11 protein-coding genes are annotated in these 14,014 nt (G+C 43.1%); 8 read left to right on the top strand and 3 right to left on the bottom strand.

Translation table 11 applies throughout. From position 1 onward, the window contains the following. The first annotated feature begins 39 nt into the window (after window positions 1–39). Window positions 40–2,901: a BREX system ATP-binding domain-containing protein gene (locus GFS24_RS24630; protein WP_153664309.1), complete on the top strand. Its 2,862-nt coding sequence runs from the start codon at window positions 40–42 to the stop codon at window positions 2,899–2,901. A 10-nt stretch (window positions 2,902–2,911) separates the two neighbouring features. Next, window positions 2,912–5,086 carry a DEAD/DEAH box helicase gene (locus GFS24_RS24635; RefSeq protein ID WP_153664311.1) on the top strand — a complete coding sequence of 725 codons (2,175 nt, stop codon included), beginning with the start codon at window positions 2,912–2,914 and terminating at the stop codon, window positions 5,084–5,086. Window positions 5,087–5,096: 10 nt separating this feature from the next. Here GFS24_RS24635 and GFS24_RS24640 read toward each other — a convergent pair whose 3' ends face one another. After that, the gene (locus tag GFS24_RS24640; RefSeq protein ID WP_153664313.1) at window positions 5,097–6,206 is read right to left on the bottom strand and encodes a VCBS repeat-containing protein; all 1,110 of its coding nucleotides are present in this window, start codon (window positions 6,204–6,206) and stop codon (window positions 5,097–5,099) included. A 45-nt stretch (window positions 6,207–6,251) separates the two neighbouring features. Here GFS24_RS24640 and GFS24_RS24645 point away from each other — a divergent pair, with 45 nt between their 5' ends. After that, a complete protein-coding gene (locus tag GFS24_RS24645) occupies window positions 6,252–7,397 on the top strand; it encodes an acyltransferase (RefSeq protein ID WP_153664315.1) in 1,146 nt (381 codons plus the stop codon). Here the strand turns inward: GFS24_RS24645 and GFS24_RS29520 are convergent. After that, the gene (locus GFS24_RS29520) at window positions 7,348–7,554 is read right to left on the bottom strand and encodes a helix-turn-helix transcriptional regulator (protein ID WP_153664317.1); all 207 of its coding nucleotides are present in this window, start codon (window positions 7,552–7,554) and stop codon (window positions 7,348–7,350) included. The genes GFS24_RS24645 and GFS24_RS29520 overlap by 50 nt on opposite strands. Window positions 7,555–7,723: 169 nt before the next feature. On the opposite strand from GFS24_RS29520, the gene GFS24_RS24655 reads away from it, so the two are divergent. The 5 genes from GFS24_RS24655 (at window position 7,724) to GFS24_RS24675 (ending at window position 12,535) form a co-directional block, all read left to right on the top strand. Continuing rightward, the gene (locus GFS24_RS24655) at window positions 7,724–7,963 is read left to right on the top strand and encodes a hypothetical protein (protein WP_153664319.1); all 240 of its coding nucleotides are present in this window, start codon (window positions 7,724–7,726) and stop codon (window positions 7,961–7,963) included. A 112-nt stretch (window positions 7,964–8,075) separates the two neighbouring features. After that, complete coding sequence (locus tag GFS24_RS24660) at window positions 8,076–9,302, top strand: Nramp family divalent metal transporter (RefSeq protein WP_153664321.1); 1,227 nt, start codon at window positions 8,076–8,078, stop codon at window positions 9,300–9,302. An 11-nt stretch (window positions 9,303–9,313) separates the two neighbouring features. Continuing rightward, complete coding sequence (locus tag GFS24_RS24665; protein ID WP_153664323.1) at window positions 9,314–10,321, top strand: NAD(P)-dependent oxidoreductase; 1,008 nt, start codon at window positions 9,314–9,316, stop codon at window positions 10,319–10,321. A gap of 3 nt (window positions 10,322–10,324) precedes the next feature. Continuing rightward, window positions 10,325–11,347 carry a dihydrodipicolinate synthase family protein gene (locus GFS24_RS24670; protein WP_153664324.1) on the top strand — a complete coding sequence of 341 codons (1,023 nt, stop codon included), beginning with the start codon at window positions 10,325–10,327 and terminating at the stop codon, window positions 11,345–11,347. 6 nt (window positions 11,348–11,353) lie between these two features. Further along, window positions 11,354–12,535, top strand: a complete 1,182-nt coding sequence (locus GFS24_RS24675) for a M20 family metallopeptidase (protein ID WP_153664326.1) — start codon at window positions 11,354–11,356, stop codon at window positions 12,533–12,535. Here the strand turns inward: GFS24_RS24675 and GFS24_RS24680 are convergent. After that, window positions 12,527–14,005 carry a hypothetical protein gene (locus GFS24_RS24680; protein WP_153664328.1) on the bottom strand — a complete coding sequence of 493 codons (1,479 nt, stop codon included), beginning with the start codon at window positions 14,003–14,005 and terminating at the stop codon, window positions 12,527–12,529. The two genes, GFS24_RS24675 and GFS24_RS24680, sit on opposite strands and share 9 nt — an antisense overlap. Between the last annotated feature and the right edge of the window lie 9 nt (window positions 14,006–14,014).

The raw sequence follows: 14,014 nt of genomic DNA on the forward strand, positions 1-14,014 counted from the left end.
CATTTTAATAACATAACAATTTTCATTCAACCATCCCTTATGAAACTATTGCAAATTCTTGAGAACTATGATATTGCTTTGTTAGACCAACTTTCTACAGATAAAATTGATGAAGCCATTAACCTAAGATTACCCCAGGCAGTTATTGTACAGGAAATTATCTCAGCTTTAAGCTCTCAGTCTTATATATCAAATAAGATCCTTTATGGCAAGCCTCCTACATTCGCCATCCTAAACTTAATCCTCCAATCTCCTGACTTCATGGTTGAAGTAGAAGGTTTTCGAACAAGGGTTTTGGATTATATAAAGGAACTCTCCACAAGGGCCGCTCAAAATAGAACTTCCCAGGAGAAGAATGCTCAACTCTATGTAAAAATCCTAAGAAAGGCTTGGGAGAACGATGGCTTGATTGACAAGAGTGAAGCACATATCCTTGAATTGGTGAAACAAGAACTTGGTATCTGGGATCGGGAGCATTTCACGCTAATACATGATGAATCGATTATTAGTATGTGGGATATTGACCAGGAGTATTATCAGGTAAGAAACCAATTACTCACAACGGGAATAATACTTACCCATGAGAATAAATATGTTATCGCCGATGAAGTAGCCATTCAGATCAGGAAGTCGCTTGGGATTGACATTATGGATGATTCTTACAAAAGACTTCTAGCCAGCCTAAGTAAAGAAGACATGACCGTGGCATTAAATTATTACCAGCTAAATGTCACTGGTTCAAAGGATATTCTTATTGAAAGATTATTAAATAGTTTGATTCCACCAGCAGAAATGTTAGGGTTGTTTCATTTGGAAGATTTGCGTGAACTCTGCAGGAGGAAAAACATTCAGGTTAGCGGCGCAAAAAACATGGTGATTGCCAACATTATCCAATTTTTTGACGAGGATCTGGATTTGCATGCGAATCAAAAAGATGATACACCACCCTTACCCCCCGAACCTGAGTTAAGAGAAATGGACCAGGAAATCTATGGAAAAATATTGGCAAATCTTACTGGTCAGCAGCTGTATGATATCCTGAATCAAAATGTGCTAATGACCAGTGGTTCTAAAGATGAGAAAATACGGCGTATTCTTGATAGCCATCTTTCAGAAAGATCGGTATTTCATTATCTTCGGAAAGAAGATTTGGGACAGCTATGCAGGAAATTCGGTTTCCCCGTTTCAGGATCTAAACAAGAACTGATTGACCGTGTTTTGGATTATGTTCCTTCTCCCTCTACGCCCCCTGTCACGCTGCAATCAGATCAGAGTATATCAATTGTAGAAAACATCCCAGCTATCCAGGTGTCAGATAGACGCGAGATTCAGGTTAATGCAGACCCTGTTGCTTTTCCTCCAAATTGGGACGAAATCAATTCCATGTTCACAGATCTGGAGCAGGATGAAAAAATTGTTCTGGCGATTTTAAAGGAAGCAAAATCCATTACTGAACAGGACCTATCACGAATTGTCGTTAAATATAAACTTGGCTGGTTCCTTCATAAAGCGCACATGGCAGAACTAATGGCTAAACTTAAGAGAGATAAGAAACCTTACATTCAAATAAAAAGTGTTCAAAACGCTAATATATACCAGTGGGTAGCCAATGAAAATTCAGATGATGGAGTCCTGGAAAAAAGATCTGCCCGTGACATTATTGATGCTTTACGCCATGGAGTTGTTCCCCGGCATAACTTGGGCTTGTTGATGGTTGGTCAGCAGACTGCGAGGAATCATTTATCAGAGATATTATTGGAGGTTAATTCGAACAAATCTCATTTCAAATTTATCAGAGGACAATATGGATCTGGTAAAACTTTTCTTTGTTCATGGTTGAAAGAGTTCGCCTTAAGTAATGAGTTTGCTGTTTCATTCATGAATATCAGCCATGATCAACCGCTGTCAGATCTACCCATCTTCTTTTCCGGTATGATTAATGGATTGCGAACACCTGAGAAAACGGATTCGAGTTCTTTGGTCGACATTCTTGAATCATGGTTATTGAATATTCATAATAAAACGGCAAAGCTAGAAGGCGTAGGTATAGCTCAGGCTGGTGGTCAGCATAATTTAAGTACGAGTGTTCAAAAATCTATTGAGGTAGAACTAGCTAATCTGAGTGACATCGAACCGGGGTTTTCAATGGCAATGAGAGCATTTTATGAGGGTAAAGTTAAAGGAGATATGGAATTGGTCTCTAATGCTGTTGCATGGATTACAGGTAGCCGGGCACTTTCATCCCAGGCTTTGAGAGATATTGGGGTTAAAGGATATCTGGAAGCAAACAACGTATTTCCGAGGATGCGTGCCATTTTGGAAATTATTAGTGGTGCCCGCTATAAAGGGTTGCTTCTTTTGGTTGATGAATTGGAGCTTGTTCGTAAATTCCCACATGTACGCCAACGGGAACAGGCACTGGAAACGCTTCGATTGCTTATTGATGAAGCGGGAAGGAATGCACTTCCGGGATGCTTGGTCATATTTACGGGAACAGATGAGTTCTTCGAGGATGAACGTTATGGACTCAAAAGCTATGAGGCATTGGCAGAGCGGGTAATGACTCCTTTCACCCATGAAAGCTTCGTTAGTATGAGACAGCCTATTATTAGCTTGGAATCTCTTGATCAACAAAGGCTAACGAGTGTGCTTGTGAAAATTCGTGATTTGTATGGCATTGCCTATAGCTGGGATGCTAAGCAGTTTGCGGATGATGAAGTCATCGTGAAGCTGATCGAGGAATGGACGGTGTTTGGAGAAGAGAACATCGATAGGAAACCAAGGCCAGTTTTGAGGGAGTTTATACAGATGCTTGATTTGTGTGAAGAGAATAAAGGGGTAAACCTTTCCCAGTTTTTAAAGAAGCCAAAACTATCTGAGTCTACATTCAACACAAATTAATATCCCTGATATGTCGCTGAATAAATTACACCCCAGATTGCAAGATTATGTAAAAGATCAAAAATGGAATGATTTAAGACCTATACAAAAAGCGGCATTCGATCCTATTCATGAGGGGAAAAGTTGCATCATAGAAGCCCCTACGTCCGGAGGAAAGACGGAAGCTGTTTTATTCCCATTATTGACCCGTATCTCAGCATCAAAATCATCAGGCTTTAAAGTCCTGTATATAGCTCCATTAAAGGCATTGCTAAATGATCTTGCATTAAGGGTAATTCCCTATGCGAAAATGTGTTACATGGAAGCATTTAAATGGCATGGGGATGTAAGCCAGGGTGAAAAAGTACAGCAAATGCTTTTTCCTTCTGATATTCTTTTGACAACACCCGAATCTATTGAGGCCATTCTACTTCGGAAATCTAATTGGGTGGAAGTTTTTAAGAACCTGGAGACAATTGTGATAGATGAAGCGCATTATTTTGCTCTTACTGAACGCGGGTCCCATCTGATATCCCTTTTGGAGAGGATTGAAACAGATATAAAGAAACAACCACAGCGTATAGCGGTTACAGCAACCATTGGTAATCCACATGAATTATTAAGCTGGTTGATGGGTAAAAGGGCAGGAGGTGAAAGTATTCAAGCTAGTAGTGAGGTTGAAAAAGAGAGGGATTTTAAGGTTCATTATTTTATGGAGGAAAATCCCGAACGTCCTATGCTTCAGGATAGTTTATATACTATGTTGGGGCAAAAAGATAAGTCAATTGTCTTTGAACGTTCTCGTTCCTGGACGGAAGAAACTGCAGCAAGGATAAATGAACGGAACCTCGCGAGTCAGACGCGGTCTCCTGTGAGGGTTAGAACTCACCATTCATCGATCAGCAAGCGATTAAGAGAGGAGGCTGAAAGCTCTATTAAGAAGAAAACTGAAATGTCGATTGATGCTATAATTAGCACTTCTACTTTAGAATTGGGAATCGATATTGGGGATCTCGATCAGGTAATACAAATTGGAGGATTAAATAGTTCTGGCTCTTTTCTTCAGCGTGTTGGCAGAACTGGTCGAAGAAAGGACCGTCCACAGTATTTTAGAGGGTTATGTACAGAGGCGGATGAATTAGTACTGCTGACTGGTTGTGTTAGCCTTGGGTTGCAGCGTAATTCAGAGAATATCTTGTTTCCAAAGAGAGCCTTCCATATTCTTGCTCACCAGATTATATGTCTTTCCCTCCAAAAATTTGGTGCTACAGCTGAGCACATGTGGGAAATTCTGTCCGGAGCCTCCTGTTTCTCGAAAATAACCAGAGAAGAATTCGACATGTTAGTTAATAATATGTTACAAGATGATTTCCTGCGGCTTGCTGGCGGAAATGTATTATTGGTTAGTAATAGAACAGAAAAGGAGTTTCTACGGGCCAACTGGAAGAGACTTTTCGCCATTTTTGATACAGGTCCAATGTATAATGTCGTGGATGGGAAAAGGATTATAGGAACACTTGATTCGGGATTTGCCTTAATACAGCAATTGCCGTTTGTATTTGTATTGGGAGGTCAGGAATGGAACGCACTCAAAATTGACCATGAGATGCAACAGGTATCAGTGGAAAGGAATGAAACTGGAAAGGCCCCCAAATGGAAAGCAATAAGCAGTTATGATATACCATTTGAATTAGCACAAGAGATTGGTAGGGTCTTGATGAGTGATACAATTCTTGATTTTCTTGATCAGCCAGCTCAGCGAATGATGGAGGCTGAGCGTAACGCACACTATCATCTAAACTGGAATAGCCGGAAATGGATATTCGATTCATCAGAGATAGATGGGAGAATTTATCTCTGGACCTTTGCCGGCGACAAGATTAATCGGACTATATCTAATCTTCTTTGTACAAAAACGGAATTAGAACCGGATTATGATTATAAGAAGGTTATTCTTGATTTTGGAAAAAAGGAGCCAATGTCTATAACTGATATTGGCAACCTTATTTTGTCCCTAAAATCTAGGACCGAACAAGATCTTAGGGAACTAATAGAGCCTAATATAGATGTCAAATGGTTTTCTAAGTTTTCTGAATGTCTGCCACCTTCATTGGCCAAGAAAACGATTTGCGAAAAAGGGTTTGATTTTCAGGGAACTATCCGGGAATTAAATAAGATAAGTTTCGACCATGCCCCTGCAAATTAAGTAGTGTATATTATCTAACCTGCTCAAAGAAATACACTCCTTTCTTATTTGAAGTAATAACATCCTTCAACCCATCACCATTTATATCCTCCACCACAAAACTATTCCCGATCCCGGAATCATTATCGATCTCATGTGCTATCCAGGCAGGAGATTTCCCAGGTTTGTATTCAAACCAATATAACACAGCAGGATCAAGTGCCCCGGGATCTTTTTCATTATGAGCGCCAAAACGTTTGCCGGTAATAAGATCAGGGTGGCCATCGTTGTTGATATCTTCGAAAGCCATGGCATGCGTTTGAGAAAATTGCATACTGATTTCGTGCGTAGTAAAACCCTGAGCCTGCTGTTCATGCCACCAGATGCCATAATCATGTGCGGATGAACTGACTACATCAACATCCCCGTCTCCATCCGCATCCAGTACAAACATATTACCACAATCTTTTCCAAGATTGGCAGCATGGAAGGTCCAATCGGTTTGTTTTGGATCAGCAGGAGCTTCCCACCAGCCGGAAGTGATGATCACATCCTTTCTGCCATCTTTATTCATATCTCCCCAACCAAGACCATGTGTATAGCGGTTAGTAGCCCTGAGGCTGTCTCTGCTGATGATATTCCTTGTCCAGGTTGTATCACCTTTCAGCCATAAAACCTGCCGCGCTTTAGAATCGTTACAGATGAGGTCCTTTTTCCCATCGAGGTCTACATCTACCAGGATAGGCGTTTCAATGCCTGCAGATTGCAGGATAACACGTGATTTCCAGAGGGTGTTCTTCTTGCCCGGATTCTCATACCATACGCAAATACCACCCGGTTGGTCAAATCGGATGAGGTCAACCCATCCATCATTATTTACATCCGTACAGAAGTTCAGGAAACTGGTACTATAACGGGGTACAGGATTCAGGGTATCTGCATGAATGAGATGGCGTTTCCAGGTGGGGGCTTCAAACCAGTAAATGCCAGCCAGGATATCTGTTTTGCCATCATTGTTCACATCACCGGTGGCAGCGCCTTCTGAGATGAAAGTGCTACTGATGGTATGTTTCTTAAACGTAACCTGTGCCTGCACTGCATGACTGAACAATAAGAAGCTAAAGAATAGGATCGTTTTCATAATAGCTTAAAGTAATTATAAAAATCCATATTTTGGGTAGTAACTATGGAACATTCAACATCGCAGAATGGAAAGCTTGCCGGGCTGGATCATTTGAGAGCATTAGCCATTATCGCCGTATTGTTTTACCATTACCGGATGTTTAAACACCCCGAATGGTTAGACAAAATAATGGGTTTTGGCTGGACGGGTGTGGATCTGTTCTTTGTATTAAGTGGTTACCTGATCTCCTCACAGTTGTTTGCAAGCATAGCCGCGGGAAAACCCATATCCTTACCGGAGTTTTTTATTAAGCGGTTTTTCAGGATAATACCTGCTTATCTCGTAGTTCTGGCCATTTACTTTTTAATCCCCGCATTCCATGAAAAGGAAGCGCTACCGCCACTCTGGAAGTTTTTAACCTTTACACAGAACTTTGGTTTTGATATTAAGAACTTCGGCACCTTTTCACATGTATGGTCATTGTGTGTGGAGGAGCATTTCTATTTACTGTTCCCGCTGGTGTTATTTTTCAACCCTACAAAAAGGGGAGGGCTATTATTGCTGGGCGTATTGATCCTGGGTTTTATAGCAAGACTATTCACCTGGTATACCCTCGTTGCTCCTGAAATTGGAAGTGAAACCTTTGGAATCACCTGGTACAAACATATCTACTATCCTACTTACAATCGGCTGGATGGTTTGCTAGCCGGTGTTTCCATTGCTGCCTTATTTACATTCAGGCCATTAGTGAAGGAGCGGATAACGAAATATGGAAATGTAATTTTAGTGTTGGGAATATTGGTACTAACCGCTGCCTGGTTTCTCTGTGAAGATCAGAAAACCTTTTCTGCATCTATATTCGGATTCCCATTAGTATCAGCCGGTTTTGGATTATTAGTAGTGGCCGCCCTAAGCCCTAACTGTATTTTATATAAGTATAACAGCCGCTTTACTGCCTTGATAGCCAAATTATCCTTTGGGCTTTATCTCATACATAAAGGCGTTATTCACCTGATACAACCCTTGTTTGCAGAAATGGGTTTTGCCCCAAAAGGGAATCTAATGTTCCTGATGTGCTTAATAGGAGCTGTAATTGCTGCGTTAATATTAAATAAAACGGTAGAAGCGCCTTTTTTACGGCTTAGATCTAAACTGCTGGCTAAATCTCCAGTAACTCACACGGACCAACTTTCAAAAATTCCGCAATAGCATATAATTCATCCAGGCGAGGCTGCCTGGAATTCGTAGCCCAACTGGACACAGTCTGTGGATTGATCTGCAGATGTTCAGCCAACTCTTTACTGGTCTTATGTTTAAGAGCCAGCATAGCCTTGATACGATTATATGTGCGCTTGCTTTCAGGCATGATGGCGCAAATATAAAACGGCACAAATTATCACTATCGCTGGTGAATAGCACAATAGTTCGATTAAATAGTACCAAAAGTACTAAATTATAAATATTGGTGGACTTTAACCCAAATGTCGTAATTTCGAAATTGTGCGAAAATACACAATAATTAATATTTCCTCCCCATGAAAGAAAGAGAAGAATACCTGAAAACCGTCAGCAGCTTCTATTCATTATTTGGTGAAACCACGGAACTGCGGCATGCGTTATGGCCACTGATCGTTGCTACAATAGGAAGCAGTTATTTTGAGGATCTGGATGTATCCGAAAAAGAAAAAGTATTCATTGCCTACAATGAACTACTCAAATTTACAGAAGCCGCCTGCCATTTATTACAAGAGGATATTATGAACTACCGTCATTAAATACCACCACAAAAAAAATCCCCAAATCGAACTTTCCTATAAATAATTCATTTAAATGAGTATTTTCGGGTACGTTACCGAAATCTTCATTTCTCATATCATTTCATACAATATGGCAGATCAGAAACAATCAAATGTCCTCTCCTGGCTCAAAGGTCTCGGCCCCGGATTAATCATCGCCGCCCTGGTCTTCGGCCCCAGCAAAATGACCATCACCTCCAAGCTGGGCGCCAATTACGGCTTCTCCCTCTTATGGATCATTGCGGTAGCTATCTTCTTCATGATAATATTCACCAACATGTCCGCAAGGATAGGTTACGCCACACAACAATCCCTGCTCAGCAGCATAAAAGCCCGTTGGGGTAAAGGCGCGGGAATTATCATCGGCATCGGCGTTTTCCTGGTCTGCACTTCCTTCCAGGCAGGTAACTCAGTAGGAGTAGGAGTTGCCCTGGCGGAACTGACACACACTTCCACCACACCCTGGATCATCGTTTTTAATATAATAAGCATCAGCCTCCTTTTCTTCAGAGGTTTCTATAAAGTATTGGAATGGCTGATGATTGCCCTGATAGGCCTGATGTTACTATCTTTTATTGTAACAGTATTCCTCATCAGTCCTGATCTGTCAGCAACAGCTGCGGGTTTCATCCCATCCATGCCGGCAGGATCACAGGGGCTTGTAATTGCATTTATGGCTTCCTGCTTTTCGATCGTAGGCGCATTCTACCAGTCTTACCTCGTACAGGAAAGAAGACGCATTCAGCAGGAGAAACAACTGGAACAAAAGAAAAGAAGCGACAGCGTAACAGGTATCATCATCCTGGGTTTCATGAGCGCCATTGTTTTGATCTGCGCAGCTTCTATCCTGCATCCCAGGAACATCAACGTAAATACTGCATCAGATATGTCACTTGCCCTGGAGCCACTCTTTGGCAGTTACGCCTCCGGTTTATTCCTGATAGGGCTGTTCGGCGCTTCTTTCTCTTCCATTATCGGTAATGCAGGCGTAGGCGGACTCTTATTAGGAGACGCCTTAGGTTACGGTAACAATTTCAGCTCAAAAAGCATCCGTTTCTTCATAGCGTTAGTAATGTTAGCCGGAGCCATCATTGCTATTGCCTTCGGAAAGCTGCCATTGGAACTTATCGTATTCGCACAAAGCGTAACCATTTTTATCGTACCCGTGGTGGGCATTGCCATGTATCTCATCGCTAATGATGAAAAACTCATGGGAAAAGACAAGAACAGCAGTTTCGTAAAAGTAGCAGGCGCCATAGGATTGCTTGTTATTATCACACTGGCTGTAATCAATTTTAAAGACATCTTCCTGAAATAAAAAAGTAATAAATGGAAAAGATTTATCAGGCCATGATAGCGCCTTCTGCTGAACTCGTAAACGATATCGCCCGTATAGAAGGAGACATCATTTTACTGGGCGTTGGTGGCAAAATGGGCCCTGCTATGGCAAGACTGGCAAAAGCAGCAGTAGACAAAGCCGGCATCAATAAAAAGATCATCGGCATTTCCCGTTTTTCAGAAACCGGCTTACAGGCAGAGTTAAACAGTTTAGGCATTGAAACGATACAGGCCAATTTATTGAATGATGCTGAATTGCAAAACCTCCCCACTGCTAAGAATATGATCTACCTGGCAGGCCAGAAGTTTGGCACAACCGGCAAAGAGTCCTACACCTGGGCAATGAACACCTACCTGCCGGGAAGAGTAGCAGAAAAATACCGGGATGCAAGGATCGTGGCCTTTTCCACAGGCAACGTGTACCCGCTTTCTCCTGTAATAAAAGGCGGCCTCGCAGAAGATAATCCTGCGGCTCCATTAGGAGAATATGCACAATCCTGCCTTGGAAGGGAAAGGATGTTCCAGTACTTTTCATCTATCTATGGAACACCTTTATGCATCTACCGGCTCAACTATGCAAACGATGTGAGTTACGGTGTATTACTGGAAATAGCCAAAGCCGTAAATGAACAACGGGAGATCGATCTCCGGATGGGACATGTGAATGTGATCTGGCAGGGAGATGCAAATGAGATTGCTATCCGCGCACTGCTGCATTGTTCTACACCAGCAAAGATCCTGAACGTATCAGGACCGGAAACTGTGCCTGTCCGTTGGCTGGCAGCTGAATTCGGCAAAAGGTTGAACAAACAGCCCATCCTGGTGAATGAAGAACAGCCGGATGCGTTACTGAGCAATTCAGCGGAATGTTTCAAACTGTTCGGTTACCCGCATGTAACCCTGAAACAAATGATAGACCTCATCGCAGGATGGGTAGAAACAGGAGGCAAAACTTTGAATAAACCAACACATTTCCAGGAAAGGGAAGGAAATTTCTAGATTATGGCACAGTTAAAAGAAAATATAAAAGCCCTTCTGCAAAAAGGCGCATTCATCCCGGCACACCCGCTGGCGCTGAATGAAGATCTCTCCATAGATGAAAAAAGCCAGCGCAGGTTAACGAGGTATTACATGGCAAGCGGGGTAGATGGAGTGGCAGTAGGTGTGCACACCACGCAATTTGAGATCCGTCAGCCGGAATTTAACTATCTTGAACCTGTATTAAGAATGGCAGCAGAAGAGGTAGGGGACAGGCCACTGATTAAAGTAGCAGGTATTTGCGGACCGCTGGAAAGTGCTGTAAAGGATGCAAAGCTTGCAAACAAATACGGATACGACTTAGGCCTGTTAAGTATGGGCGGTTTGCAATCCCTCACAGAAGAGGAATTAATAGAAAGAACAAAAGCCATTGCAGACATGATCCCCGTTTTCGGTTTCTATCTGCAACCTGCTGTAGGCGGCCGTGTGCTGAGTTATGATTTCTGGAAGGCTTTTGCAGCGATCCCGAATGTTCAGGCCATTAAAGTGGCCGCTTTCAATCGCTACCAGACCCTGGACGTGGTAAGGGCCATTTGTGATACAGATCGTGCAGATGAAATTGTACTTTACACCGGTAATGATGATAATATTGTGGCGGACCTGGTAACGCCCTATCGTTTTGACAAAAGTGAGAAACGATTTACAGGAGGCCTGCTGGGCCACTATGCAGTATGGACGCATAAGTCTGTAGAGTTGTTCAGGCAGATCAGAGATGGTAATACAGACCTGGATACTTTGCTGGCAACCGGAATAGAAGTAACAGACATGAATGCTGCCATCTTCGATCCAAAACATGCATTTAAAGGATGCATCGCTGGTATTCATGAAGTATTGAGGAGGCAGGGCCTGATGAAAGGCATCTGGTGCCTGAACCCGCATGAGCAACTTTCTCCCGGGCAGGCAGAAGAAATTACAAGAGTAGTGAATGCATATCCTCACCTGGTAGAGGATGAGTTCGTGAAGAAATTCTTAGAAACTGACCATTGATTTGATATGTTACTGGAAGAGATTAAAAAATTGTCCGCATCCATTTTCCCGGAGGTGATAAAGGACCGGCGGCATCTGCATGCAAATCCGGAGTTGTCTTTCCATGAACACGAAACATGTGCTTATGTGAAAAAGGCATTGAGCGATCTGGGTATTGAATGGACGCCTGTGGCTGAAACCGGTGTTCTGGCTTTAATAAAAGGAGAACTGCCTTCTGAAAAAGTAGTAGCGCTGCGTGCGGACATGGACGCATTGCCCATCACAGAAAGTAATGAGCTGCCTTATGTGTCCCTGCAAAAAGGTGTCATGCATGCCTGCGGTCATGATGCACATACTGCTTCCTTATTGGGCACTGCAAAGATCCTCCAATCTCTCAAACATTTATTCGGCGGCACTGTAAAGCTGTTATTCCAACCCGGAGAAGAAAAATTACCAGGAGGTGCAACCCTCATGATCCGGGATGGTGTTTTACAAAACCCGGCACCTGTTGCAGTCGTAGGGCAACACGTAATGCCTTCCATTCCGGTAGGAAAGATCGGTATCAGGAAAGGAAAGTTCATGGCTTCCATGGATGAGATCACCCTGCACATTTACGGCAGGGGAGGCCATGGTGCGCAACCACATCTGAATATTGATCCTGTAGCCATTGCTTCACAGGTTATTGTGTCTTTACAGCAGATAGTGAGCAGGGCGGCTAATCCATCCACCCCCAGCGTATTATCATTTGGCCGTTTTATTGCAGACGGAGCAGTGAATGTGATCCCTGATTCCGTTTATATAGAAGGTACCTTCCGTACCATGAATGAAGAATGGAGAGAGGAAGCGCATCAGCGGATCCGTAAGATCATAGAAGGTATTGTGGAAGCAATGGGAGGGACTTGTCAACTTAACATCCGCAAAGGTTATCCTGCGTTGGTGAATGAGGAAACCCTCACCACCAACGTGATAACTTACATAGAAGAATATGCGGGAAAAGAAAATATCATAGACCTGGATATCTGGATGGCCTCAGAAGATTTTGCCTATTACGGCAGAGAGCTTCCAGCCTGTTTCTATTTACTGGGCGTGGGAAACGTTGAACGAAACATCACTGCTTCCCTGCATACACCCGGTTTTAATATTGATGAAGACGCACTTCGTTTAAGTCCTGGCCTGATGGCATACATTGCCATCAAAGCCTTAGCGTAACTTTTGTTCCCATTTCAACAACCGCGCACAAAATACAAATGACTCTTCCTGCTTGCAGAGGTAAGCCTGTTTGATAACAGTAAATACTTTTTCATTTCCGGGCGCCAGTTCCAGCCAGCCATGCAGCTGGTTAAAATAGGCCGGATGAGCAGGCCCTGATCCATCAACCCTTCTTCTCATATCACAACCATCTGGTGTCATTACATTCACCAAAAGCGTATTAGCAAAACGTTTCAGGTCAGTATTGTCAAATACTACTCCCTGTTTTGAAGCCTCCGCGATCATGGCGATATCCAATATCCCGTGAGATACATCTTCCGTTATCGCGTAAGGTTTGAAAACCTTTACATTGAAGGAAATATTATCTGCCGGCTGCCATCCTGTTGTGGTCATCGGCTCAAACCAGTAATTCCACTGGTAAAGATCCTTTTCGGAATCATACCGTAAACGGTTCTTGAACATCCTGCAGATCTTTTCCGCTTTCTCTTTGTACACCTGTTTACCAGTTAAGCGATGTAAAGCCAGCATGGCACATACTTGCCTGGCCTGGAAATTGAAAGGTGCTCCCACATTATCCGCAGGAAAGGATTCTCCTTTCTCGCAGGTGAGGAAGTAACCTTCATTTTTCCCCGGCCCTTCCCGCCAGAGCCGTTTAATGATATCATCATAGGAAGAAGTTGCCGCAACAATGAAGCTATCTGCAGCCGGTACCAAAGACGCTAAAGCAGGGTTCTTTTTTACATGCTCCGCAAAACGCAGCATCGGTTGATAGATAACGCCATAATACCCGCTATACGCTAATGGAACAGGGTGCAGTGTAATCGTCTGTGCAGCAAGCGTCCCCTTCTTCTGTACCTTCACACGGATCAGGTTTGATTTATCTGTATACTCACCAGCCGCACAGGAATATGGAGCGATGGGATCATTGATCACCTTTTCAACAAAGCGCGCATCTGAAGGATCAAGGCTCAAACCCGTAAAGGTTTCTTTCCTTTTAAAGAATTTATTATTCACCACCACCGTGAATGATCCGTTGTCGGGAATCACTTCAACGGTGGTTTGATTATTATAAGCGGAAGGAGTAGAACGTACATCGATAATATCACCCAGTTTCCCGGTAGCTACCACATATTTGGAAGCCATGCTCCATCCCGGTCTTATTTTCCCCGAGCCGTCTGCTATATTACGCCTGTCGTCCCGGTGAGAAAGTAACTGTTGCCCGCGGCGGGCTAATATTTCCAGGTAATGAGGATCATTGGTGGCTTCATACATATCTGCCAGTGCATGCAGCGTAGGTGATTCATTCCAGGCCAAAGTACTGGCATCCGGGCTTCTTACCCAGGGATCTCCTGCAGGAAGTTTAGCCAGTAATTCATCTGCCCGTTCACGTGAAATGATTGACGGCGGAGAAGGTTTGAATGCTACAAGCCAGCATGCGCAGAGTATTAATATGGATTTGGTAGTTGGCATAGGTGTATG

This window comes from Chitinophaga sp. SYP-B3965 (assembly GCF_009647655.1).
In the GTDB taxonomy this organism is placed as follows: Bacteria; Bacteroidota; Bacteroidia; order Chitinophagales; family Chitinophagaceae; genus Chitinophaga.